Here is a 24,672-nt window from a genome sequence, read left to right as displayed (position 1 = left end):
TGAGGAAACGGCCTCACGCAAGAGGTGGTTCTTTGTGTTTCCCGGGAGATGTGTTGCATCAAGCCTCTTCCGTCCCGAAACCGGCCGGTGCCTTCGGAGTGCAAGGGCTGAACAGGGGAACGGATCATTTTTTGACGGTCGCCGGGCAGATGATGGATTCGGCGGCGTCCTGTGTTATCATAGACGGGAGCAAACAGGAACCAGTGTACACCGCAGGGGGTATCCTCATGAAAGTCCTGACCGTAGTGGGAGCAAGGCCTCAATTCATCAAGGCCGCACCCGTTTCCCGGGAAATCCGGAAGCGGGGGACCGAAATCCTGGTACATACCGGACAGCATTATGACAAGTCGATGTCCGATGTCTTTTTTGAAGAGTTGAACATTCCGGTGCCGGATTATCATCTGCATGTGGGCTCCAAATCCCACGGGGCCCAAACCGGCGACATGCTTGCGAAGGTGGAAGAGGTGATCCTCCGGGAAAAGCCGGATTGCCTGCTGGTTTACGGAGACACCAACTCCACGTTGGCCGGTGCGTTGGCCGCCGCCAAGCTGCACATCCCGGTGGCTCATGTGGAAGCGGGGCTGAGAAGCTTCAACCGCCGCATGCCGGAGGAGATCAACCGGGTGCTGACCGACCATGTCTCCGAGTGGCTGTTCTGTCCCACTCAAACGGCGGTGAATCATCTGAAAGACGAGGGAATCACCCGCGGGGTTCATCTCGTGGGGGATGTCATGCTGGATGCGGTCGGGTACAACAGCCGACTGGCCCGGGAAAAATCCCGCGTTTTGGAGGAGCTTGGACTCAACCGCGGAGAATACGTGCTGATCACGTTGCATCGTGCCGAAAACACGGATGACCCCGCCAGACTGTCGGCCATTGTCGGGGCGATCAACGAATTGCCGCTGCCGGCCGTGCTGCCGCTTCATCCGAGGACCCGGGACAAGCTCCCCAAATGGGGTCTTTCCATCCACAATCCCCATGTCCGCTTGATCGATCCGGTGGGATATCTGGACATGCTGGAGCTGGAAGTGAACGCCCGCAAGATTCTGACCGACTCCGGCGGCGTCCAGAAGGAAGCGTTTTTTGCCCGCGTTCCGTGCATCACCATGCGCGACGAGACCGAGTGGACGGAAACGGTCGAACTGGGAGCCAACGTACTCGTCGGGGCCGACCGGGAGAAAATTCTCCGGGCCGTGGAGACGTTTGAAGTGGACTTCTCCCGCGTCGATCCGGTGTTCGGGGACGGACGGGCCGCGGAAAAGATCGTCGATCTTTTGGCCGGCGATCTGAGCCGTTGACATTTCGGGTTTCTTTGAAAAGGGATTCGGCAGGCTCCCGCATGTCGGGGAGCCGGACCGAATCCCTTTTGTCGATGTCCGGAAGAATGATTCAGACATCCGGAGAACGCGGGGAGTGGCCCGTGTTTTCGGAAATCCCAATGTTGACTTTTTTTCGAAAGGGATACCCAAAACATTTCGGCTGTGTTACATTGACCTTGGATTGACGCATTTTCTGTAACAATGTTACTGTAATATGACAAAGACAGGCATCCCATGGTCCAGACATTCAGGCCCGGGCGGGACAATCGGCAATCCGTGGACCGGAAAGGTGGAGGACGTTGAATCCTGCGAATCACCGGCGATTGACGTGGCCGGACAGTCTGTTCCTTTTGTTGGTGTTTTCCGCTGTCATGGGCCCGATGCTCGGAGTGAGTTTGACCGACAATTTCCGGCTGACGCTGTTTCGGATCGCATTTGTGGCGGTGTCGGGCTGGATCTTTGTTCAGGCGGTCCGTGGAAATCGCTTCCTGCTTCCGGAAACGGAGCCCGTCCGGAAAGCGACGTGGTTATTCGCGGGCTGGTTCGCATGGTCGGTGCTTTCGCTGACGTGGGCGGCGGACACGGCTGCCGCTGTCCGCTACACCGTGTTTTTGGGCATGATGTTGGGGTACGCGCTGTGTTTTGTGCTGTTTGTCCGGTCAACGCGGCGATTGAAACATGCGGCGGCCGTCTTGTTGGTCGCCACGGGATGCCTGGTGTTTTACGGCTTTTTTGAATCCATCACCCGGTATCACCTTCCCGTGTCCCGGTACCGGGACACGGCGGCACCCGCCGTCACGTCGTTTTTCACGAACCAAAACGATTTCGCCACGGCCCTCACGTTGGCCCTGCCGTTTCTGATCACCGCACTTTGCCTGCTCAGACCGGGCCGGCTTCTCAGATGGTTTCTGTACGTGCTGTTGGTTCTCTCCCTGTACGGCATCCTGGCCACCGCTTCCCGCATCAACACCTTCTTCGTTCTTCCGGTGGTGGTCTTCGCCTGGCTGGCCACGTTGCGGCGGGTGCTGGAACCGGAAACGATCCGGAGACATCTGGTCCGGGGAACGGTGACCGCCCTCTTGATCGTCTTGGCGGCGGGAACGTTGAGCGGAACGCTGCTGCATCAGGGTGGGCGGGACAAACTGGCCAGCGTTTTGGGGATTTTTCTCGATCTGAGCAGCGGACCGATGGATCTGGACGAACTGGACGCCGGCGTGCAGGAAGGGGAAGGGACTGGCGGGCGGAGCATCACGGTTCGCAAGTATTTGTTGTTGTACGGATTCAGGTTCCTGCACCAAAGCGGGTACTTCGGAGTGGGAGCCGGAAACGTCGAGCATTACATGCAAGGACAAAAAGGGATCGACAAGACCAACATCCACAACTGGTGGGCGGAAGTGCTGGTCAATTACGGGGTTGTGGTATTTGTTTTCTGGATGATTTTCTATGCAAGCCTGTGGATTCGCCTGTGGCGGCTGGCCAGTTTGCGCCGGTCTCCGGACACGCCCCCGCTCGTTCGCTGGGCGGCCCTGTCCTGCGTACTTTCCTTGACGGGGTATGTGTTCGGAGGCATGGCTCCCAGCACCGCGATTCATTTCACTCCCATGTGGACGGTGATCGGGTTGGGACTGGCGGTTCTTGCCCTGGGCGGGCGCGGGGAGCCGATCCGGACCGGGGATCCGCGGTGAAGCGCGGAGAGTCCCCGGAACCGATGCGGACACGGTGAATGGAACAAGTTTTCTGCGAAATGAGGATGTGAAACGAACATGCGGATCTGGTTGGTCAACCATTATGCCGTTCCGCCCAACATCGCGGGCATCACCCGGCATTACGAACTGGCGAGGGAATGGGCGACGGAAGAAGGGTCCGAGGTGACCCTTTTCCTGTCGAGCTTCGTCCATCCCAGACGCACGTTCGTGACGGAAGAGGAGAAGAACGAACTGGAAAACATCCCGGGACTGAAGCTGAACTGGCTGTGGTCCTTCCCGCACAAGGTGAACGATTTTCGACGCATCATCAACATGGGCAGCTTTGCCGCGGTGTTCTTTCTGTCCGGTCTGTTCAAGCGGAAACCGGACGTGTTGGTCGCATCCAGCCCGCATTTGTTCACGGCGTTTGCCGGCTGGATGCTGGCCAAACTGAAAGGATGCCCGTTTGTTTTCGAAGTGCGTGATCTGTGGCCCGATTCGCTCATCAAGATGGGCGGTTTGAACAACCGGCACGTCATCCGGTTGCTCACCTGGATGGAACAATGGCTCTACGAGAAATCGGACCGGATCGTGGTGCTCACCGAACACCAACGCAAGTACATCATGGACCGGGGGATCGACGAGTCCCGCATCACGCTGATCCCCAACGGCATCGTGGTCGGCTCATGGACGCCCGATCCGTCCAAGCGGGCGGAATACCGGCGGAAAATGGGACTCACCGGAGACGGATTCGTCGCCGTTTACACCGGGGCTCACGGGCCGGCCAACGCGTTGGAACATGTGGTCAAGGCCGGCAAACATCTGAAGCCCGGCATTTCCATCGTGTTGATCGGAGACGGTCCCGAAAAGGAGAAACTGATCCGTCTCAAACGCGAAGAAGGGCTGGACAACGTCCATCTGCTGGATCCCGTCCCCAAGGCGGAGATTTTCGATTATACGCAGGCGGCCGACGTGGGCATCATTTCCCTCGCGGACAACGAGATTTTCCGCGGGGCCCGGCCCAACAAACTGTTTGATTACGCGTTCATCGGCTTGCCCATCGTCACCACGGTGGACGGGGAAGTCCGGGAAATCGTGGAAGGGAACGGACTCGGATTCTTCGCCGGCGCGGAAAATCCGGAAGGCCTTGCCGAAGCGATCGACCGGGCGCGGGCCTTGACCGACGAAGAGAGAGAGGAAATCAAAAAGCGCGGGCGCGACTATATCGACCGGGAAGGGGACCGCAAGAAGCTGGCCCGCAAGTTCCATGAACTCCTTCGCGAGCTGGTGAGCGGGAAAGAAGAACCTTCGAAACGGGCGGAAACGGCCGGGTGAACATGTCATTTGAACCGGAGCGACACGGATCGTCGACCGGCGGACGGGAGTCGGGAGTGCTCTCAGGAGGAGCATTTCCGGCTCCTTTCTTCGTTTTCTTGTCATATGAAAAAAGTGAAATCGGTCCGCAAATTTGATACACTGTTGAATGTGGACTATTCTATCTATTTGAAGTCGAGTCGGACCATGTTCCGTCAATGCATAGAGTGTGATCCTGAAACGGGAGTTGATGAGGGTGCTGAAAACCCTTCGCAAACTGTTTGACCCGCAAGAGCGGCAACTCAAAAAATACTTCGCCCTGGCCGACCGGATCGAGGCGATGGAACCGGACATGGAGAAGCTGAGCGACAAGGAACTCAGGGCAAAAACCGATGAATTCCGCAATCGGTTGGCCGACGGCGAAGACCTTGACGCGCTGCTTCCCGAAGCGTTCGCCGTGGTCCGGGAAGCGTCCAAACGCGTGCTCGGCATGCGCCATTTCCGGGTTCAGCTGGTGGGCGGCATGGTGCTGCACGAAGGCGACATCGCCGAGATGCGCACGGGTGAGGGGAAAACGCTGGTCTCCACCCTGCCCGCTTATCTGAACGCGCTCCCCGGCAAGGGCGTCCACGTGGTCACGGTCAACGATTACCTGGCGAAGCGTGACCGCGAATGGATGGGTCAAATTTTCGAGTTTCTCGGTTTGACCGTGGGGCTCAACCTGCCGATGATGTCCTCCGAAGAGAAACGGGCGGCCTATCAGGCGGACATCACGTACGGCACCAACAACGAGTTCGGCTTTGACTATCTGCGGGACAACATGGTGTTGTACCCGGAGCAGTTGGTGCAACGGGAACTCAACTATGCCATCATCGACGAAGTGGACAGCATCCTGATTGACGAAGCCCGGACGCCGCTCATCATCAGCGGACAAGCCAACAAGGCGACCGATCTTTACTACGTCGCGGACCGGATCGTGCGCCGGCTCCGGAAGGACGAGGATTTCACGGTCGACATCAAGACGAAACAGGTGACTCTCACCGAAGAGGGCGTCCGCAAAGTGGAAAGCTTCCTCGGGATCGACAACCTGTACGACATGAAGCACCTGACGCTGAACCATCACGTGCAGCAGGCGCTCAAGGCTCACGTGCTGATGAAGCGCGACCAGGATTACGTGGTGAACGAGGACGGCGTGGTCATCGTCGACGAGTTCACCGGACGTCTGATGTACGGACGGCGTTATTCCGACGGATTGCACCAGGCGATCGAGGCCAAGGAAGGACTGCAGGTGCAGCGTGAGAGCATGACGCTGGCCACCATCACCCTGCAGAACTACTTCCGGATGTACAAAAAGCTGGCGGGCATGACCGGGACGGCCAAGACGGAAGAGGAAGAATTCCGGAAGATTTACAACATGGACGTCTACCAAATCCCGACCAACAAGCCGACCATCCGCGTGGACATGACCGACCTCCTGTACAAGACCGAAGAAGCCAAGTTCAACGCGGTGGTCGAGGAGATCATCCGGCGGCACAAGAAAGGACAACCGATCCTGGTCGGCACCACGTCGATCGAGAAATCGGAGCACCTTTCCGGAATGCTGAAACGGCACGGCATTCCCCATGAAGTGCTGAACGCCAAGCATCACGAGCGGGAAGCGGAAATCATCGCCCGTGCCGGTCAGCGCGGAGCGGTCACCATCGCCACCAACATGGCCGGACGCGGAACCGACATCATGCTGGGCGAGGGCGTGGCCGAACTGGGCGGTTTGCACGTGATCGGAACGGAGCGGCATGAAAGCCGGCGGATTGACAACCAGTTGCGCGGTCGTTCCGGGCGTCAGGGGGACCCCGGGTCCTCGCAGTTCTATCTGTCGCTGGAAGATGAGCTGATGCGCCGGTTCGGCGGGGAAAATCTGTACAACATGCTGGAAAAGCTCGGGCTTCCGGACGACCAGCCGATCGAGGGCAAGATGTTCACCAAAGCGGTCGCCAACGCCCAGCGAAAAGTGGAAGCGAACAACTTCGACGCGCGCCGCTGGGTGCTTCAATACGACGACGTTTTGAACCAGCAGCGGGAGATCATCTACAAGCAGCGCCGTGAAGTGCTGTTTGCCGACGATCTGAAAGATGTGGTCCTCGGCATGGCCAAGGCGGAAATCGAACGGGTCGTGGGTCTGCACACTTCCGACGAGCTGGAAGAAGAATGGAACCTCTCGGCGATCGAGGATTACGTGCAGCACAATTTGCTTCCCGAGGGACGCGTCACCGAAGACGATCTGGATGAGCTGGAACCGGAGGAAATGATCTCCCTCATCATGGAGGAGACGGAGAAGTATTACGACGAACGTCTCGCGGAGATCGGTCGGGAACGGATGAACGAATTTGCGAAGATGGTCATCCTGCGCGCCGTCGACCGGAAATGGATGGATCACATCGACGCGATGGAACAGCTCCGTCAAGGCATCCACCTGCGGGCGTACGGACAGGACAACCCGCTTCGCGCGTACCAGTTTGAAGGGTACGCCATGTTCGAGGCGATGGTCCAGGAGATCCAGGAGGAAATCGTCAAGTATGTGATGAAATCGGTGATCGTCGAGGAAGAGGAAATCGAGCGGGAAGAAGTGGCCGTCAACGTGACCGCCGTGTCCGGCGGAGAAACGTCGGAAGAGCCCCCGCGCAAAGAGCCGGTTCGCAAGGGGGAAAAGGTGGGGCGGAATGATCCTTGTCCGTGCGGCAGCGGCAAGAAGTACAAGAACTGCTGTCTCAAGACGGAAAAAGCCGCCCAACCGGCGCGCTGACGACGCGAAGCCCCGATGTCCCGGCAGCACGGAAACAAAACGGAATCACGGTCAAAAGCGGCAGGGAAAGCCGTTTCCCTGCCGTTTCCGTTTTGCGAGGTCGCCAAACCGGAAGAGTGTCGTTATAATGGAAAAAGACGAATCGAACGAGGTGACTTTCCATGGAAATGTACGAAATCAGACAGCTTCTGCAAAATACAGCCAAGAAATTGGCGGACATCAGGGGGTCTCTTTGACCACGATCAAAAGAAGGCCCGCCTGAACGAACTGGAAGAGCGGATGGCTCTTCCCGACTTCTGGAACGACCAGCAGGAAGCCCAGAAAGTCATCGATGAGATGAAAGGGCTGAAGGATCTGGTCGAAAAAATGTCCGAGCTGGAAGAAAAGCTGGAAGAGGCCCAACTCATGTTGGAACTGATCGCCGAAGAAGGGGAAGACCCGGACATGCTGAACGACGTGGCGGGAAGCCTGAAAACGTTGGCCGAAGAGCTGGATGCCTTCGAGATCCACGTCATGCTGAACGGCCCCTACGACAAGAACTCGGCGATTCTGGAAATTCACCCGGGCGCGGGCGGCACGGAGTCGCAGGACTGGGCGGAAATGTTGCTCCGCATGTACACCCGGTGGGCGGAGGACAAGGGGTACAAAGTGGAAACCCTCGATTATCTGCCCGGGGAGGAAGCCGGCATCAAAAGCGTGACGCTGCTCATCAAGGGGCTCAACGCTTACGGTTACCTCAAGGCGGAAAAAGGGGTGCACCGTCTGGTCCGCATCTCGCCGTTCGACGCTTCGGGGCGCCGTCACACGTCGTTTGTCTCCGTCCATGTGATGCCGGAGATCGACAATGAGGTGGAAGTGGAAATCCGCCCGGACGAAATCAAGATCGACACCTACCGGTCGAGCGGTGCGGGCGGCCAGCACGTGAACACCACCGACTCCGCCGTGCGAATCACCCACATTCCGACCGGCATCGTCGTCACCTGTCAGTCGGAGCGCTCGCAGATCCAGAACCGCGAACGGGCGATGAAAATCCTGAAGGCCCGCATTTATGAGCGGAAACTGGAAGAACAACAGAAAGAACTGCAGGCTCTCCAGGGAGAACAAACGGAAATCGGCTGGGGCAACCAGATCCGTTCCTATGTTTTCCATCCGTACAGCCTGGTGAAAGATCACCGGACACAGGTGGAAGTGGGCAACGTGCAGGGAGTGATGGACGGAGACATCGATCCGTTCATCGAAGGATGGCTGCGCATGCAGCTGAATCGCGGTCAGTGATCCGGTCGGGAATTGGACATCACTCCTTCACAATACCCGGGAGGAAAATGAACCCGAACATCGAAAAGATATACTGTTTTGGCGGGAATCCCGTCGGTTTGACGGGCATCCACCCGGATGTCTTGGATCGGGAGGGACATGCATGGCGGAATGGAAACATCTGCGGCTGGAGCGGGGGGAAGGCTGGGCCCTTCTGACCGTTTCCCGCCCCAAGGTACTCAATGCCCTCAGCCGCGAAACGCTGGAAGAATTGGACGATGCGTTGACCCACGTGGAGCGGGACGGCGGGATCAAGGCATTGATCATCACCGGTGAAGGGGAAAAGGCCTTTGTGGCCGGCGCGGACATCTCCGAGCTCAGCCGGATCGGATCTGCCGATGAAGCCCGGCGCCAAGCGGAATTCGGGCAGCGGATCATGACGCGCATCGAGCGATTGCCGAAACCGGTGATCATGGCCGTGAACGGATACGCCCTCGGCGGCGGCTTTGAGCTGGCGCTCAGCGGGGACATCATCCTCGCTTCCGACAAGGCCCGGTTCGGACTGCCGGAGGTCAATCTGGGCGTCATTCCCGGCTACGGAGGAACGCAACGGCTGGCTCGCCTGGTCGGACGGAACACGGCCAAGTACCTGTGCATGACCGGACAAATGATCAGTGCGGACGAAGCGCTGCGGATCGGCGTGGTTCAGAAAGTGGTTCCTGCCGGTTCCCTGCTCGATGAAGCCAAATCCCTGGCCGCGGAGCTCGCCAAGAAAGCGCCCGTTTCACTCCGTTTGATCAAGAGAACCATCGACAGGGGTCTTGAAACGGACTTGGAAACGGGGCTGGATCTGGAGGCTGGTGCCTTCGGTGTGGTGTTCGATACCCGGGACCGTGCGGAGGGCATGGAGGCGTTTTTGCAGAAACGGACTCCCGAATTCAAAGGCGAATAAACAACAGAGGCCGGCGCCTTCGCCGGCTTTGTTGATTTCGGACGTTGCCCCCGGTTCTTTCGGGTGGAGGCGAAATCCTTGAGAAGGAGGCTGATTCGATGGATAATCCCTTTGTGCTCGGAGGGATCGCCGTCGGTGTGATTCTCGTGGTTCTCATCGTGGTCAACGTGGTGGTGGCCAACAAACGGAAAAAAGAAGTGGAGGAACTGGACAAGCTGTTCCCGGAAGGGAATCTGTCCGGTGAACATGCGAAGATCCCGGTGGAGAAGGTTCGCCGGACCACCATGGAACGGGAAAAACGGAAAAAGCAGCGGGCCCGCATTCCCAGGGAACGCCCGAAAGAAGGGGAAACCCTGCCGTTTGAAGATCAGGAAATCGTTGTGCGCTCCGACCCGAACGCAACTTCCGCGGCGGCGAATGACAACGCCTCGTCCCAAGGCCGGCGTTCGGGCAGCGGAAAGACGGGGAATGCCCGGACCGGAGCGGGACGGGGGAGAGAGAACCTGGACCAAACGTTCGCCGTTCGGACCACCACCCGCAAAACCCGTGGGGACAAAGAAGCCCGTCCGAACGAGCAAGAGGAAGGAATGGACGGTACCACCGGCCGTCGCCTGTTCAAGAAAAGCCTGCTGCAACGGGGAGAAGACCTGGCGGAAACCAAACCGCGCACCCTCATCAATCCTTCGATGTTTTCCGGGGATGAAGAGCCGAAGTGAGGCGCAGCCATCCGGAGCCGCGCACAAGCGGAAAAGGAGGAAGTACGCATGCGTAAAGCCATTTCCGTTCTTGCCGGATGCAGTCTGCTCCTGTTGACGGCCGCCTGCAACGGCAATCCGTCTCAAACGGACCGGCAATCGGCACAGACGCCTGAGGAACTGTACATGAACAATTGCGCCGCCTGCCATGGCGGAAACATGCAAGGTTCTTACGGGCCGGGTTTGAAAGGCGTGGGGCAAAAACTGGGGAAAGAAGGAATTCTTCAAATCCTGAACAAAGGGAAGGGAACCATGCCCGCACAAACTCACATGTCTCAGCAAGACAGAGAAAAACTGGCGGAATGGTTGTCCCAAGAGCAGTGAGTCATCTTTGTCGTGGCTTCATACCGGAAACGCACACAATCCCCCATTGTCGCTTATCTGGTGCAACAGACGAATTTCGACCGCCGAAAGTTGCAACATCCCGTTCGGCGAATCGAAAAAAAAGTGTTCATGCGCTCGCGAACAAGCGAGCGTTTGTTTTTTTGTCCTCCAAATGCAAGAACGCAAGGGAAGACGGGTTTGCTCTCGCGGGGATTGGGTCCGGCTTTCATTGTGTGCGCAATGTCTGCCGGAGTATTCTCCGCTCGTTTCGTTGTGGTGGCAAAGTTACTCGCGGGGAATGACCCGGCTTTCGCACCAGGCAAATACCTTGCCACCGTGACTGTTCCCGGCGAATGCCTTTGCGTCAGCAATGAAATGAGCCGGGAACAGACATGGTTTTCCGCTTGTCCGGATGCTCGCCGGACGCCAATCCCTGTTCGTTTCGTTGCGATGGCAAAGGCGCTCACAGGGATTGGGTCGGGCTTTCATTGTGTGCGCAATGTCTGCCGGAGTATTCTCCGCTCGTTTCGTTGCGATGGCAAAGGCACTCGCAGGGGTTGGCTACGGCTTTCTCACCAAGCAATTGCGTCGTCGGCGTGACTGTTCCCGGCGAATGCCTTTGCGTCAGCAATGAAATGAGCCGGGAACAGACATGGTTTTCCGCTTGTCCGGATGCTCGCCGGACGCCAATCCCTGTTCGTTTCGTTGCGATGGCAAAGGCGCTCACAGGGATTGGGTCGGGCTTTCATTGTGTGCGCAATGTCTGCCGGAGAATTCTCCGCTCATTTCGTTGTGGTGGCAAAGTTACTCGCGGGAATGATCCGGCTTTCTCGCCTGGCATGGGAAAATGCATTTCATCGCGGAGGCTGGATGGAGTCGCCGTTCATTTCCGGAATCTTCCGTTTCCCCGGCGAAAACGAAACGGGAAAAAAGTGTTGAATAAATATGAACTCGAATGTATAATGATGCATATCGAGGAGGGAATGAGCATGAAAGCGGCGGTGATCGGTTCAACGGGATACGGAGGGGCGGAACTGATCCGGCTGATCGAAGGGCATCCGGAGCTGGAGTTGTCGGCGGCGGTTTCCACTTCCCAGGCGGGGGAGGAACTGGGCACTTCCTGGCTCTCTCTGTCCCACCTGGGACGGATGTACGAAGAGCTCGATCCGGAGCGGGTGTGCCGGAAGGCGGATCTGGTCTTTTTCGCCACTCCTCCGGGAATCTGCGCCCGATGGGCGGCCCCGTTCCTTGAGGCGGGCTGCATCGTGATCGATCTGTCGGCCGATTTCCGGTTTCACGATCCGGCCGTGTATGAGGAGCGGTACGGCAAGCCGCCGGCGCCGAAAGAATGGTTGGAACGCGCCGTGTACGGATTGTCGGAATGGAACCGGGAGCGACTTCGGGAGGCGGAACTGATCGCCAATCCGGGTTGTTATCCGACCGCGACGCTCCTTGCGCTCCTTCCGCTTCTGAGGGAAGGGATCGTGAATCCGGCCGGGGTGATCGTCGACGCCAAGTCGGGCGTGACCGGTGCCGGCCGCGGTCTGAAGCGGGAACTGCTGTATTGCGAGGTGAATGAAAACCTCAGGCCTTACCGGGTGACGGGTCACCCTCACACGACGGAGATCGAAGAAGGGGCGGCGCGCTTTGCCGGACGGGAGCTTCGCATCAGTTTTGTTCCTCACCTGGTTCCCATGAACCGCGGAATCTTGGTCACCGTTTATGCATCATTGATGAATAAATATACAGAAAAGGAACTGACCGACCTGTATCGGGACGCGTATCGGGACAAACCGTTCATCCGGATCCTGACGGACCGTCCGCCGGAAACCGGTGCCGTGCGAGGCAGCAATTTTTGTGACATCGCCGTGCGGGTCGACGAGCGGACGGGGCGGGTGATCCTCATGGCGGCGATCGACAATCTGATGAAAGGAGCCGCCGGTCAGGCGATGCAAAATGCCAACATCCGGCTGGGGTGGTCCGAGGAAACCGGACTGAAGGCACTTCCCCAATACCCGTGAGAGCAAGCGCGTACAGGAATGTTCCGGAGAGGAGGGAACGGACGTGGAACAAGGGATCCTGATCGGGAAAACGCCGTTTGTCATCGTGAATGAACCCAATGTCGCATCGCCGAAAGGGTTTGCGGCCGGAGGCATGCATTGCGGGATCAAGAGAAAGCGACCGGATCTGGGCATGATCGTTTGCGAACGGCCGGCCAGTGCGGCGGCCGTGTACACCACCAATGCCTTTCAGGCGGCTCCCATCAAGGTGACCCAGGAAAGTCTTGGCGCCGGCGGAACCCTGCGGGCCGTGGTGGTCAACAGCGGGAACGCCAATTCATGCACCGGTCCTCGCGGTTTGGAAGATGCCCGGATGATGCGGGATACGGCGGCGGAGCTTCTGGGAGTGAACCGGCATGAAGTGGCGGTGGCCTCCACCGGCGTGATCGGGGAATTCCTGCCGATGGACCGGATTGTCGGCGGACTCCGGCAGCTGACGGTGAGCAAGGAAGGAGGACGTTCGTTCGCCAAAGCGATCCTGACCACCGACACCTGTATCAAACAGGCCGAAGTCAGGCTGACGGTGGACGGAGTCCCGGTGGTGGTGGCGGGGGCGGCCAAAGGGTCCGGCATGATTCATCCCAACATGGCCACCATGCTCGCCTTCATCACGACCGATGCGCGGATTTCCCCCGACATGCTTCAGTCGCTGCTGTGGAAAGCAACGGACGAAACGTTCAACATGATCACGGTCGACGGGGATTCCAGCACCAACGACATGACGGTGGCGATGGCCAGCGGACTGGCGGGCAATCGGACTCTCACTCCCGACCATCCCGATTGGGAGGCGTTTTCCGCGGCGTTTCTTCATGTGTGCCGGGAGCTGTCCAAGGCAATCGCCAGGGACGGGGAAGGTGCCACCCGCCTGATCGAAGTGCAGGTGGAAGGAGCGTCCGACGCAAAGAGAGCCGCGGCCGTCGCGCGGGCGGTGGCCGGATCCAGCCTGGTGAAAACGGCGGTGTTCGGCAGGGATGCCAACTGGGGCCGGATCGTGTGTGCGGCCGGATACGGGGATCCCACGCTCGATCCGGAGAAGACGGAAGTGTTTCTCGGAGACGTTCAGGTGGTGCGCGGAGGAATCCCGCTGGTGTTTGACGCCGGAGCCGCCGAGGCGGAACTGGGGCGGGAGACGGTGTGCATCCGTCTGAAGCTCCACTCCGGGGAGGGAAAGGCCGTGGCGTGGGGATGCGATCTGACCCATGATTACGTGACCATCAATGCGAGTTACCGCACATGAGGAGGGAAGGGAAGTCGTGGAGAAAGCGGTCGTGGTGAAACTGGGAGGACACGCGATGGACCGGATGGAATCCCGGTTTCTCGAACAAATCGCCCGTTTGCATGCCGAAGGCACACCGCTGGTCGTGGTGCACGGCGGTGGTCCGCGCCTGTCGGAATTCCTGCGGGAGAGGGGCATCGTCCCCCGTTTCGTCGACGGCCGCCGGGTCACCGATGAACAAACCCTCGAAGCGGCCAGGATGGTGCTGGCCGGAGATATCAACAAGCGGTTGGTGTCGACGCTCTTGATGGCGGGCATTCCGGCAATCGGGCTGAGCGGGGTGGATCTCTCCCTCCTGCGGGTCAAACCGGCCGATGCCCGATTGGGATTTGTCGGCGAGGTGGAAGAGGTGAACCGGGAAGCCCTCCGCAGCATGCTCGCGGACGGATGGGTGCCGGTGATCGCTTCCGTCGGGGCGGATCAACAGGGCCGACACTACAACATCAATGCGGACGAGGCGGCCGCCGCGCTGGCGGAATCGATCTCGGCCAAACGTCTCGTACTGGTGACGGACGTCGACGGCATTTACCGCACCGAAGGGGCCAAACGCATCCGGTTGTCCAAGGCCACGTTGCAGCAGCTGGAAGAAGGCATCCGGAACGGCTGGATCACGGGAGGGATGATTCCCAAAACGCGTGCGGGCATCCGCTGCCTGCGCGGGTCGGTGGAAGAGGTGTGGATCACGGGCGGCAAGTCCCCGGTTCTCCCCGGAGAGGAAGGAACGGGCACCTGCCTGGTGAGGGAAGAGGTGAAGACGGGTGAAGCTGTTTCCCACTTACATCCGGTATGATGTGGAGTTCGAAAAAGGAGAAGGCGTCTGGCTGACTGACCGGTCGGGACGGCGATGGCTGGATTTCGCTTCCGGAATCGGGGTGACCGGACTGGGACACAATCATCCCCGCGTGCGGGCAGCCCTGATCCGGCAGGCCGGGCAGCTTTGGCACCTGTCCAATCTCTTTCCCCACAGGCTTCAGGAACGGGTGGCGGAAGCCCTTTGCCGGGTGTCGGGGATGGGAGCGGTGTTCTTCTGCAACAGCGGCGCGGAGGCCAATGAGGCGGCCATCAAGCTGGCCCGCCGCTGGGCCCGGGAAGCCAAGGTGATTGCCGAACCGCAGATTCTGACGTTTGAGGGATCGTTTCACGGGCGGACGTTGGCCACCCTCACCGCCACCGGTCAGGAGAAGGTGAAACGGGGATTCGACCCGCTTCCGGGCGGATTCCGCATTCTGCCGCCGGAGAACATGGACGCGGTGCGGGAAGCCACCGGAGCGGCCACCGCGGCGGTGCTGTTGGAGTTGGTACGGGGGGAGGGCGGCGTGAAACCCGTCGATCCCGGGTTTGTCCGGGAGCTGGCCGACTGGTGCCGCGAGAAACGGTTGCTCCTGATGGTGGATGAAGTGCAGACCGGCATCGGAAGAACCGGCGCATGGTTTGCCTTTCAACGATACGGCATCACCCCGGACGTGATCACGACGGCCAAGGGACTCGGCAACGGATTCCCCGTGGGCGCCATGCTGGCCCGAGAGGAATTGAAGCCGCATTTGGGACCCGGTTCGCACGGAACCACCTTCGGCGGAAACTTGCTGGCCATGGCGGCGGCGGGAGCGGTGCTGGAGGAGTTGGAGGTGTCGGGACTGATCGGGGAAGTGGAAGCGAAAAGCCGGTTGCTGAGGGACGGATTGCGCCAAGTGCTGTCTCCGTACGCGGAAGTGATCGATGTCCGCGGTCTCGGGCTGATGATCGGCGTGGAGCTCACCGTTCCGGTTCAGCCCTTCATCCGGGAGCTGCTGCATGCGGGACTGGTCACGCTTCCGGCGGGGGAAACGGTGCTGCGCCTGCTCCCTCCCCTGGTGGTCGGCGAAACGGAGATCCGGCAGGCGGTCCGGATCATCGGGCAGGTGGCCGAAAAGCGGTTCGGAGGGAAAATGGAAGGATTGAGCGAGATCAGGGAGGTTGTCGCCAAATGAACGCACTCTTGTCCAAACCGGCATTGGCCCCGCTCAAGGGGCAGGATTTTCTCACGCTGGAGGGTCTTTCCCCCTCCGGACTTCAATCGCTGGTGGAACTGGCCCACCAGATGAAAACCCAGCGGCAACTCTGGAGCATCGGCGCTCCGCTCAAGGGGAAAACCCTGGCCATGATCTTCGACAAGCCGTCCACCCGGACGCGCGTGTCCTTCGAGGTGGGCATGGCCCAGCTGGGCGGCCATGCGCTCAACCTTCAGCGGGAAGAGTTGCAGATGGGGCGCGGCGAATCGGTCGAGGACACCGCGAAAGTCCTGTCCCGTTACGTGGACGCCATCCTGATCCGCACATTCAGCCAGGAACTGGTGGAGGAGCTGGCGACGCATGCCGAAATCCCGGTGATCAACGGACTGACCGACCTGTACCATCCGTGCCAGATTCTCGCCGACCTGCTGACGCTGTGGGAAGTGAAGGGAACCTTGTCCGGGCTGAAGCTGACGTATGTCGGCGACGGGAACAACGTGTTGCATTCCCTGATGCACGGGGCGGCGCTGGCGGGCATTCACCTCCACATTTCCACGCCCCCGGGGTACGAACCGCTGCCTGAGGTGTGGAAACAGGCGGAGGAAATGGCCGCTCTCACCGGAGGCAGCTTGCACTTCAGCCATGACCCGTTCGTCGCCGTCCAGGGAGCGGACGCCGTTTACACCGACGTGTGGGCCAGCATGGGGCAGGAAGAGGAAAAGGAGAAACGCCTCCGCGACTTCCAGGGATATCAGGTGAATGAAACCCTGATGGCGCTGGCGAAGGAAGACGCGGTCTTCCTCCACTGTTTGCCCGCCTATCGCGACTGGGAGGTATCCCCGGGCGTGATCGACGGCCCCCGCTCGGTCGTGTTTGATCAGGCGGAAAACCGCCTGCATGCGCAGAAGGCGCTGCTGATGGCCCTGCTGGGAGAGTGAACGGCTATCTCCGTTCGGCAGTCTCCCGGCAGGATTCAAAGCTTTGCCGGATGAAGCTGATTGCCCCCGACTTTTCTTGGCGAGGGAACTTTCTTCACCCTTTCGGGTGGGAGAGTTCCCTTTTTCTTTGCAAGAGCGACGGTGAGTCCTCAAACGGGACGCATTCATGACATCGCACCGAAGGCGGTTGAATCGGCCCCAAAATTTCTTTCGTCCTCGAATATCAAAGACAGGTCAATCCTTGATCCGTGGCTGTTCCCGGCTCATTTCGTTGCTGACGCAAAGGCATTCACCGGGAACACGGTGGTGATGCATTTGTGAGAAAGCCGGCCCCAATCCCTGTGAGTGCCTTTGCCATTGCAATGAAACGAGCGGGAGTTTGGCATCCGGCGAGCATCTGGACAGCCGGAAAACCGTGGCTGTTCCCGGCTCATTTCGTTGCTGATGCAAAGGCAATCGCCGGGAACAGTCACGCGGCAGAGGTATTGGCTTGTTGAGAAAGCCGAAGCCAACCCCTGCGAGTGCCTTTGCCATTGCAACGAAACAAGCAGGGGTTGTCTTCGGCATGCTTGGTCACACAATGCTAAAAATCCGAATCCGTGGCCGTTCCCGGCTCATTTCGTTGCTGACGCAAAGGCATTCACCGGGAACAGTCACGGCGGTGATGCATTTGTGAGAAAGCCGGCCCCAATCCCTGCGAGTGCCTTTGCCATTGCAACGAAACAAGCAGGGGTTGTCTTCGGTATGCTTGGTCACACAATGCTAAAAATCCGAATCCGTGGCCGTTCCCGGCTCATTTCATTGCTGGCGCAAAGGCAATCGCCGGGAACAGCCACGGCGGCAGACTCTGCAACAAATAAACACACGGAGGTCTCATCCCTTGAAACGACTGAACACATCACAGCTCTTGAAGGAAATCAGCCCGTACGACTGGTTTTCCTGGAACGGCGAAGAGGGGAAACCCTGCCCGCACCGCATCTGCTTCACCATGCCGGAAGAACAGTTTAATCGGAAGATCAATGTGGCCAGCCCGCTTTATTGGGGATTTGAAGCCGTCAACAACAAATCCGCCGATCCCACATTCACCCCCCGGGAATGGATCGCTTGGGAGCAGGCGTTTTTCGATTGGCTGGAGACGGCGGGGGAGTTTCTGTTTCCTTCGGGGAACACGGTGGTCTCGCCGGATCTGTCCCGGGAATGGCGGGTGGATGCGTATCTTGCGCCCGGCTGGAAAGAGGAACATCCCCGGTTTGAGGAATGGTTCGGCCCGGCGTGCCAAGCGTATGAGGACCTGTTGGCGGGGGCCCGGATCATTTCCCGGGGACCGGCGGAGTGGGACGATGCGCGCGCGGCGGCGGTGGAATCTTGGGCGGAGGTGAGGCTGTTGGGACAAGCGTCGATCAAGGGCGTGCCCCTTTTGTTTTTCTGTGGCGGGAAATGGGTGGCGAGCATTACGGAGTATTTGACGGTACAAGTTTCCGCGCGGGACGGGGAGACGCTCCGGCAGTTGAAGGAGGAGCTCGGAGAGAGGCTGGATCCCCGGTTTTTGTGAGGAGGAACGGAAAAACCGGAACCCGTTCGCTTTCCACGGGTTCCGGCCGGTTCAGGACATCGACGTCCGTTCATCACGGTTCCCAGCGGAAGTACCGGAAACCGATGCCGGAGCCCACCACCAGGATGCCGCCGAGGACGGCCGCGCTGATCGCTCCGGTTTGTGTGAAAAGGTCTCCCTTGTATCCGAGGATCATCAGTTGGTTGGCGTGGAACAACGGATTGAACTGGGCCACGTCTTTCCAGAAATCGGACATCATGTCCAGCGGGAAGAAGGATCCCGACAGGAACATCATCGGATACATGCAAATGAAGCCGAAAGCGAGTGCCGTTTGCATGCGACGGGTGACGCTGACCATCAGGAAGCCGAGTCCCAGGAAAGAGAGGGTTGCCCAGGTCACGGCGCCCAGGAACTGAAGCAGGTGAGGCGTGAGCGAGACGTCAAACACCAGACGGGCCAGCACCAGGATCTCCACCACGCCGACGTAGATGGCGATGAATCCTTTGGCCAGCAGGGCGACCAGCACGTGGAAGGGATTGATCGGCGTGCCTTTGAGTCGCTTGTAAACGCCTTTTTCCCGGTCGATCACCACCTGAAGTCCGACGGCGAACAGGCAGGTGGCGAAAATGATGATGCCCATCATGGAGGGAATGTAGGTTTCGAAGTACGTTCCGGTGCTGTATACCTGGTCGCCGAAGATCTTGCCCATGATGACAAAGGAGGCCCCGGGCAGAAGGAAGCTGAAAAAAACGGCGATCACTTCCCGGAACAGCAGGGTGACTTCCAGTCTTGTGTGGGCGAGAAGTGCTTTCATCAGGCGGACTCTCCTTTCGGTCCGACGGCCATCTGGACATAGACGTCGTCCATCGTGCCGTTGCCGTCGGGCAGTCGGGCGATCAGACCGGCGGGCGTGTCGCAGGCGACCAGCCTTCCCTGCCGGATCACCGCCACCCGGCTGCAATGGCGCTGTGCTTCTTCCATGTAGTGGGTGGAGAGGAGGATCGTTTTTCCTTCGTTTTTCAGACTGAGAATGATCTGCCACAGATCGTGGCGGGCCTGCGGGTCCAGTCCGGTGGTCGGTTCATCCAGGAAGATGATCTCCGGATCGTTGATCAGGGCCAGGGCCAAGGCCACCCGTTGCTGCCAGCCGCCCGACAGTTTTTTTACCGTTTTGTCCAGATACGGCTCCAGTCCGAGCAAATCGATGATTTCCTTCTGGTCCCGCCGTTGCCGGTAGTAAGCGCCGAACACGTCGAGCGCTTCTTTCACTTTGATCCGGTCATACAGGGCGGTCTGTTGCAACTGGATGCCGATGCGCTGTTTCAGTTCCGAGGATTGGCGGGGAACCTCCAGTCCCAGTACCCGGATGGTGCCGGAGTCCGGGGTGCGAAGGCCCATCATCATTTCCAGGGTAGTCGTTTTGCCCGCGCCGTTGGCTCCGATCACACCGAAAATCTCACCGCGAAAGACTTCCAGCGAGATTCCGTCCACCGCCCGGACGTCTCCATACGTTTTTCTGAGTTCCCGCACTTCAATCACAGGTTGTTCCCGGGTCATGGATCGGCTCCTTTTTCCTGAATTTTTCGGAGAATCCCTGGGTACAGAATGAAAACATACAAATCCTCAAATCATTCCCGAACATGCTTGGCGAGTGGGTGCCACTCCCGGTCGTCGGAATTTCCCCCCCTCGCGCTCCGGCCGAGGACCGACGTGGACACGGACGGGGAAACCGTCTTCAAATCTTTCGAATCACGAGTCCGTCGGCTCTTCGGGGGCTTCCGCATGTTCTCCCACAGGGGAAAAAATCACAGGGATTTTCATTCATATGATAAACTTTTTCGAATCTGCGAACAAGAATCAATATTCATGGGGATGTGAAAGGGCGCCCGGTCCGCACACGGGGCAATCGGGCCTGCGGGGGACCGTTCGCCAGAAAGCTTGGCCCGATTTCAGGTCAAACACCAGCTGGCGCCCGAGCGTCATCCCGGTGCCCGGTTCGATTCTTCGGGGCATGATCCCGGCGGCGTGAAGCATGTCCGTCGCCAAAAGGCCGGCGGCCACGTCGGCATGCGGCGGCCATACGAGAGACGGGAATCCGCTCTCCAAGGATCGGGTCGGTTCCCCGGAATCGGCGGCCGGTTCTTCGGGAGCGTTTTCCGGAACCCATGTCTCGCCGGTTTCCAGGTGCAGGCAGAGGAGACAACCGGATTGTCCGGGAAAAATGGTGGGACCGACATGGAGGTTCCAACCGTTCACCAGCACCATGGACCAGCGCTTCCCCAAACGGACCGCCAGACGGTTGACGTCGCTGAGCAGGCGGGGATGAAAACAGTCTTCCGCCACAATGGTCAGGTCATGTTCGGCCATTTCCCGCTCCAGGGTCCGGCCGTCGGCTTCCGTCACGGCTTGTACCGCTGCGTCCGGCGCCATCTCCCGCAGCGCGGAGGCGAGTGCGTTTGCGCGGGGAGTTCCCGGTTCCGCCTGCAACAGAAGAGGAGAAGCCGTCCGGTCTTGGAAGGAAACGGGAGAGGGGTCCAAAAGCGTCAGTTGCCGAAAACCGGTCATGGTCAGATTTCCCGCGATGCGGCTGCCCAGCCGGCCCGCGCCCAGGACCAGCAGACGCGTCTTTCGCAGGGTTCGTTCCGCATCCTCGTTGGAAAACGAACGAAACGCCAGCAAATGGTCCTTCACCGGGTCTTCCGCCTTGAAAGGGGCATCCCCCGTTTCCGCCCATCTCTTCGCCACCAGAACACTCAGCAGTTTGCGGGCGTCCGCTCTGCGCGATTCGGGGATGGCGTCCAATAGTTCCGGAATCGGTCGGGAGCCGTCCAACCGGCGAAAAATCGGGCTCACCCAGTCCTCTCCCTCCGGCAGAAGCAAGCGGATGAGCGGGGGACCCAGCGGACCGGTGCGAAGCTCAATCTGGCCGGAGGCGGGAAAGGAGGGGAACACCCCCGGTCGAAATCGGATGTATTCACGGGATGAATCAAGCGAACTCATGGGGTTTGGCTCTCCTCCTTCGGTCTGCCCACGGGGATGAGGTAGACAAGTGCCTGACGGCGGGGATCCAGCCTCAGGGCCTGGTTGGCCCGTCCGTCGTAAAAGCCGGCGATGGGGACCGCAAACAGGTCCAGCGCCGTCGCCGCGAGCAGCAGATTTTGGGCCATGTGTCCGGCTTCCAGAAGGGCGAGCCGGTAGGCACGGGGCCCGTATTTGTCCGCCTGACAGGAAAAGTCGGCGACCAGCAGCAGAAAGGCGGCGGCTTCGGTGAAGTCCTCCGCCGAATAGAGCGGATTCCGGTCCGGATCCGTGCCCGGCGTCCACGCGGCGATGTCTTCCGGACGGAGGGACAAGTCAGGCACTTTCCACAGACAACGGTCGGGCGCGCTGAATCGGTAGACGCCCGCTCCTTCCCCGGTCACCCGGTTCATCACCACCCAGGTTTCCACCGGATACAGCGCTCCGCCGGACGGATAGCCGCGCAATTGCAGCACGTATGTCTGCCCGGCGCCGTCTTTCACTTCTTTCCGGGCGGTGATGCCCAGTCCGCCCGTCAGCAGGGCGGCGAGTTCTTCGAGGCGGACCTCTCCGCCGAACGCGTACCGGGAGCGGCGCCTGTGAATCACATCGCCGAGCGAAGCCGACAGCGGCGGCAAGGATTCCTCCGGAGGAAGGTCCAACTTTTCCCCCGTTCGCAGCCGGCGGTGATCCGGCAGCAGGTAAGCGGACCGGGGTGCCTGGAAGGACATCAGGTCGGGATGGAAGCTGCTGGACTCGTGATAGCGAAGAGCCGGTTCAAACGGGTCCGGAAAGTGAGTGCCCAACATCCGGCTTCGTTCTTCCGGGGACAAGTGGTGCAGGGAAGCGGTCAGGAACGGTTTGCGTCCCATCAGGTCCCTCCTTCCGCCTCGCGGTGAGCGGCCGCGGTCAAGGAAATCATCATGCCCAGGTAATGCTCGTGAACGGGCGGAACGCCCAGCCGGTTGTTGGTCATGTGGATCTGGGAAAAGGCGATGCCTGAGACGGCGGCCCGGAAAAATTGAGCCGGATCGTCGGGAGCACCCGGAAACGGAGCGCGGAGACGACCGTTTCGGTGGATGTCGGCGTACGCTTCCCGGGCCCGGTTCAGCGCGTTCAGCCAGTTCGCGAACAGTTCGTACGTGAATTCTCCCCGGACGAGGCGGATCAGCAGCCGCAGCCGGTGCACGAGGGAATCCTTCTGCCGTTCAAATGATGCGCGAATCCGCTTTTCCGAGGCCTCGGGGTCATCGACGAACCGCTCCCAGAAACGGGCGTACCGGTCGAAATACGTCTCCAGTTCCTCCGGCTTCACTTCCATTGCCAAGGCGGTCACCACCATGATGTCCATCGCCCGGGCCACCCGGTCATTCAGGCTGCCGGAGGCCTCCATGACCCGGACCGCCAGCTCGCTGGAAGCGTGGAACAGATCTTCGCTGACCGGCATGGCTTCCGGTCCTCCGTACCGGTCGATCTCCGGGAAATAGGGCAGACGGACCACCTGGCCGTGTTCATACCACGGCAGGGTGTCGGGGTCGACCGGTTCGCCGTCAAAGCGATGGTTGGCGTAATACGCATCCCGGGTGAGCGTCCGCGCGGGAGGACGGGATTTGAGAAACGTTTCCGCCGCTTCGCGGATGGACGCTTCCACTCCCTCTTCCGGTCGGAAAAACCTCACCCGAAGATGGGGCCCTCCTTCCCAGTAGCGGAGAAAAAACCATTTTTGGAAAGCCCCTTTCCTTTCCAGGCGCCTCAGGGCGGGCAAGATTCCCTCCAGCAGCAGGGAATCCTGCCCGAAGGGGTCGTGCGTGAACGCGTGCAGGGCCAGCCAGTCCGGATGGGCAGCAGAACTCATGAGTCACACACCTCCCAGGCTCATGTCAAGCGAAAGAAACGGGTGCCGGTGTTTTCCGACGAGCAGGAGATACACGGCGGTTTCCCCCGTCTCCGTCAGGTTGAGAATCTCTTCGGCCCGAAGCTCGTCGAAACTTTTGACCGGACGGGCCATCCAGCCCATGGCGGTGGCATGCAGCATCAGCCACTGCGTCAGATGGCCGGTTCTTTGCTGGAGAAGAGGCATGGCTTCCGGCCCCGTCAACCGGTATTCGCCGATGTAATCGGCGGTGAACAGAAATGCGATCGGAAAGCTGTCCAAATGGGCGGTGCGGGGGTCCGCCGTGCCGATCCCCGCCAGGGAGGGGCAGCCGTCCGTTCGGAGAGAGACGAGGCTTCCGTCGGGCCGGACTTCCCGGATGCCGGGAGAAAGTCCCTCCACGCGTCGGGCCCACAGGAACAGGCGGATGCCGCGAACCAGTTCCGGATGCACGGCGACATGGTCCCGCAGACGGCCCAGTACCGCGGACAGCTCTTCGAGGGAAACGGGGGAGCCGTCGGCCGCCAGCCCCAGCACATCATTTCCGCCGCTGCGCCTTTTCAGAATGTCTTCTCTTCGCGGGTATCTCCATTTGCCGAAGGAAAGATCCGGTTCGCAGAAAGGACGGTCCGCCGGAGCAAGCGGGAAAGAAGCGATCGGAGGATCCAAGCGCCTTCCGACCGACGGCGGATGCGGCCGGGTCCGTTCGGTCAGTCTCATCAGATCGGGGCATTGCTTCAGCAAGTTCGCCTGCCCGTCTCCGTCGGTGTCCGTACCGGGAATCCCGGTCCGGAAGGGCAGCCGTTCAGCCGCTTCCGGGCGTTGTTCGCACACGCTTCTCAGCACCAGCACCGACAGCAGGGTTTCCGCTTCGGGATTCAACCCGAAACAGGCGGACAGCGCGCGGCTGTCAAAACGGTCCATCCATTGGGCCCGAAAGCCGAGCGGTTCGGCCAGCCACAGCAGGTGGCCGCGAAGATGGCCGGCTTCCAGCGTGGCCAGATGAAACGAAAAGTCCCCGTACATCCAGGCGATCCGCCACCATTCGGCAGACACGGCAAGCACCGCGTCCGCATCGTGAAGCGGCATGCCGAGAGCCTGCTCCAGTTCGTGCCAGACCCGTTCTTCCCGGCGCACTTCCAGTTCGTGACGAACGGGATGATAGCGGAAACTTCCCTCGCCCGTCGGGCTGCCCGGCGGCAGGGCCGCCAACAGTTCACAGGCGTGGAGGCAGCGCGGGGAGGGAACGGGGCGGTGCAGTGGCCTCGGCGTGCCGATTTCCAGCCGGGAAACGCCCAGCGTGCAGTGAAGCAGCGCGGACAACCGGTTCGCAAGCGAAACGGAGCCGAAATCCCCGTGCGCCGGCCCCCGGCTGTCCAGCGATCCCAGGTCGGGAAGCTCCGTCGGCAAAGGGATTCGCTTCAGGCACGGTTTGTCCGTGATCAGCGGATCGGGCGGAGTGTGGTCATCGGGGGTCCGGTGGGCCCGGAACCGGCCGTAGGTTTGACGGTACAGCATCTCGCGGAATTCCCGTTCAAACGTATCCACCGGCATCCTCCTTTGC

The 24,672-nt window shown here is 60.0% G+C and carries 20 protein-coding genes; 14 read left to right on the top strand and 6 right to left on the bottom strand.

From position 1 onward, the window contains the following. Positions 1-227 precede the first annotated feature (227 nt). From wecB to EG886_RS12360, 14 genes are all read left to right on the top strand, one after another. Positions 228-1,298 carry a non-hydrolyzing UDP-N-acetylglucosamine 2-epimerase gene (gene wecB / locus EG886_RS12425; protein WP_124728435.1) on the top strand — a complete coding sequence of 357 codons (1,071 nt, stop codon included), beginning with the start codon at positions 228-230 and terminating at the stop codon, positions 1,296-1,298. Positions 1,299-1,618: 320 nt separating this feature from the next. Next, positions 1,619-3,004, top strand: a complete 1,386-nt coding sequence (locus tag EG886_RS12420; protein WP_124728434.1) for an O-antigen ligase family protein — start codon at positions 1,619-1,621, stop codon at positions 3,002-3,004. A gap of 78 nt (positions 3,005-3,082) precedes the next feature. Next, positions 3,083-4,339, top strand: a complete 1,257-nt coding sequence (locus EG886_RS12415) for a glycosyltransferase family 4 protein (RefSeq protein ID WP_124728433.1) — start codon at positions 3,083-3,085, stop codon at positions 4,337-4,339. Positions 4,340-4,574: 235 nt separating this feature from the next. Continuing rightward, positions 4,575-7,118, top strand: coding sequence for a preprotein translocase subunit SecA (gene secA, locus EG886_RS12410; RefSeq protein ID WP_124728432.1), 2,544 nt, complete (start codon positions 4,575-4,577; stop codon positions 7,116-7,118). 161 nt (positions 7,119-7,279) lie between these two features. Then, positions 7,280-8,393, top strand: a protein-coding gene (gene prfB, locus EG886_RS12405; protein WP_124728431.1) for a peptide chain release factor 2 whose coding sequence is annotated in 2 segments (ribosomal slippage) — positions 7,280-7,351 and positions 7,353-8,393 — 1,113 coding nt in all. Because the reading frame shifts where the segments join, the coding sequence is not laid out codon by codon here. 142 nt (positions 8,394-8,535) lie between these two features. Continuing rightward, positions 8,536-9,324 (top strand): enoyl-CoA hydratase/isomerase family protein, encoded by a 789-nt coding sequence (locus tag EG886_RS12400; RefSeq protein WP_124728430.1) that lies wholly within the window; start codon positions 8,536-8,538, stop codon positions 9,322-9,324. Between the two features lie 98 nt (positions 9,325-9,422). Beyond that, entirely contained in the window at positions 9,423-10,040 is a 618-nt protein-coding gene (locus tag EG886_RS12395) for a hypothetical protein (protein ID WP_124728429.1), read from the top strand. Positions 10,041-10,088: 48 nt separating this feature from the next. After that, complete coding sequence (locus EG886_RS12390; protein ID WP_124728428.1) at positions 10,089-10,403, top strand: c-type cytochrome; 315 nt, start codon at positions 10,089-10,091, stop codon at positions 10,401-10,403. Between the two features lie 989 nt (positions 10,404-11,392). Continuing rightward, complete coding sequence (gene argC / locus EG886_RS12385; RefSeq protein ID WP_124728427.1) at positions 11,393-12,424, top strand: N-acetyl-gamma-glutamyl-phosphate reductase; 1,032 nt, start codon at positions 11,393-11,395, stop codon at positions 12,422-12,424. 43 nt (positions 12,425-12,467) lie between these two features. Then, entirely contained in the window at positions 12,468-13,700 is a 1,233-nt protein-coding gene (gene argJ, locus EG886_RS12380; protein WP_277423819.1) for a bifunctional ornithine acetyltransferase/N-acetylglutamate synthase, read from the top strand. Between the two features lie 16 nt (positions 13,701-13,716). After that, entirely contained in the window at positions 13,717-14,529 is an 813-nt protein-coding gene (gene argB / locus EG886_RS12375) for an acetylglutamate kinase (protein ID WP_164491836.1), read from the top strand. Further along, positions 14,498-15,706 carry an aspartate aminotransferase family protein gene (locus EG886_RS12370; protein ID WP_124728425.1) on the top strand — a complete coding sequence of 403 codons (1,209 nt, stop codon included), beginning with the start codon at positions 14,498-14,500 and terminating at the stop codon, positions 15,704-15,706. Before argB ends, EG886_RS12370 begins: the two co-directional genes overlap by 32 nt. Before the next feature lie 8 nt (positions 15,707-15,714). Beyond that, entirely contained in the window at positions 15,715-16,665 is a 951-nt protein-coding gene (gene argF / locus EG886_RS12365; RefSeq protein ID WP_420894173.1) for an ornithine carbamoyltransferase, read from the top strand. 880 nt (positions 16,666-17,545) lie between these two features. Beyond that, the gene (locus EG886_RS12360; RefSeq protein ID WP_124728423.1) at positions 17,546-18,217 is read left to right on the top strand and encodes a hypothetical protein; all 672 of its coding nucleotides are present in this window, start codon (positions 17,546-17,548) and stop codon (positions 18,215-18,217) included. A gap of 73 nt (positions 18,218-18,290) precedes the next feature. Here the strand turns inward: EG886_RS12360 and EG886_RS12355 are convergent, their stop codons facing one another. The 6 genes from EG886_RS12355 to EG886_RS12330 all read right to left on the bottom strand — a co-directional run bounded on the left by EG886_RS12355 (position 18,291) and on the right by EG886_RS12330 (position 24,656). After that, positions 18,291-19,031, bottom strand: a complete 741-nt coding sequence (locus EG886_RS12355) for an ABC transporter permease (RefSeq protein WP_124728422.1) — start codon at positions 19,029-19,031, stop codon at positions 18,291-18,293. Beyond that, a complete protein-coding gene (locus EG886_RS12350) occupies positions 19,031-19,774 on the bottom strand; it encodes an ABC transporter ATP-binding protein (RefSeq protein WP_124728421.1) in 744 nt (247 codons plus the stop codon). Before EG886_RS12350 ends, EG886_RS12355 begins: the two co-directional genes overlap by 1 nt. 300 nt (positions 19,775-20,074) lie before the next feature. Further along, positions 20,075-21,217 (bottom strand): ThiF family adenylyltransferase, encoded by a 1,143-nt coding sequence (locus EG886_RS12345; RefSeq protein ID WP_124728420.1) that lies wholly within the window; start codon positions 21,215-21,217, stop codon positions 20,075-20,077. Then, on the bottom strand, positions 21,214-22,107 hold the full coding sequence (locus EG886_RS12340; protein ID WP_124728419.1) for a SagB/ThcOx family dehydrogenase: 894 nt from the start codon (positions 22,105-22,107) through the stop codon (positions 21,214-21,216). Before EG886_RS12340 ends, EG886_RS12345 begins: the two co-directional genes overlap by 4 nt. Beyond that, entirely contained in the window at positions 22,107-23,090 is a 984-nt protein-coding gene (locus EG886_RS12335; RefSeq protein ID WP_124728418.1) for a thiopeptide-type bacteriocin biosynthesis protein, read from the bottom strand. Before EG886_RS12335 ends, EG886_RS12340 begins: the two co-directional genes overlap by 1 nt. 3 nt (positions 23,091-23,093) lie before the next feature. Continuing rightward, positions 23,094-24,656, bottom strand: coding sequence for a nitroreductase family protein (locus EG886_RS12330; protein ID WP_124728417.1), 1,563 nt, complete (start codon positions 24,654-24,656; stop codon positions 23,094-23,096). Positions 24,657-24,672: the final 16 nt, after the last annotated feature.

The sequence above is a fragment of the Staphylospora marina genome (assembly GCF_003856495.1).
Classification (GTDB): Bacteria; Bacillota; Bacilli; order Thermoactinomycetales; family Thermoactinomycetaceae; genus Staphylospora; species Staphylospora marina.
The sequence above is the reverse complement of the archived record's forward strand: the minus strand, read 5'-3'. Positions and strand labels throughout refer to the sequence as shown.

What these genes read in the sequence shown, in the direction of transcription:
- EG886_RS12415 (WP_124728433.1), top strand. Translation starts at nt 3,083, where the DNA reads ATGCGGATCTGGTTGGTCAACCATTATGCCGTTCCGCCCAACATCGCG.
- EG886_RS12340 (WP_124728419.1), bottom strand. Translation starts at nt 22,107, where the DNA reads ATGGGACGCAAACCGTTCCTGACCGCTTCCCTGCACCACTTGTCCCCG.
- EG886_RS12355 (WP_124728422.1), bottom strand. Translation starts at nt 19,031, where the DNA reads ATGAAAGCACTTCTCGCCCACACAAGACTGGAAGTCACCCTGCTGTTC.
- EG886_RS12335 (WP_124728418.1), bottom strand. Translation starts at nt 23,090, where the DNA reads ATGAGTTCTGCTGCCCATCCGGACTGGCTGGCCCTGCACGCGTTCACG.
- argC (WP_124728427.1), top strand. Translation starts at nt 11,393, where the DNA reads ATGAAAGCGGCGGTGATCGGTTCAACGGGATACGGAGGGGCGGAACTG.
- EG886_RS12345 (WP_124728420.1), bottom strand. Translation starts at nt 21,217, where the DNA reads ATGAGTTCGCTTGATTCATCCCGTGAATACATCCGATTTCGACCGGGG.
- EG886_RS12400 (WP_124728430.1), top strand. Translation starts at nt 8,536, where the DNA reads ATGGCGGAATGGAAACATCTGCGGCTGGAGCGGGGGGAAGGCTGGGCC.
- EG886_RS12350 (WP_124728421.1), bottom strand. Translation starts at nt 19,774, where the DNA reads ATGACCCGGGAACAACCTGTGATTGAAGTGCGGGAACTCAGAAAAACG.
- EG886_RS12395 (WP_124728429.1), top strand. Translation starts at nt 9,423, where the DNA reads ATGGATAATCCCTTTGTGCTCGGAGGGATCGCCGTCGGTGTGATTCTC.
- EG886_RS12390 (WP_124728428.1), top strand. Translation starts at nt 10,089, where the DNA reads ATGCGTAAAGCCATTTCCGTTCTTGCCGGATGCAGTCTGCTCCTGTTG.
- wecB (WP_124728435.1), top strand. Translation starts at nt 228, where the DNA reads ATGAAAGTCCTGACCGTAGTGGGAGCAAGGCCTCAATTCATCAAGGCC.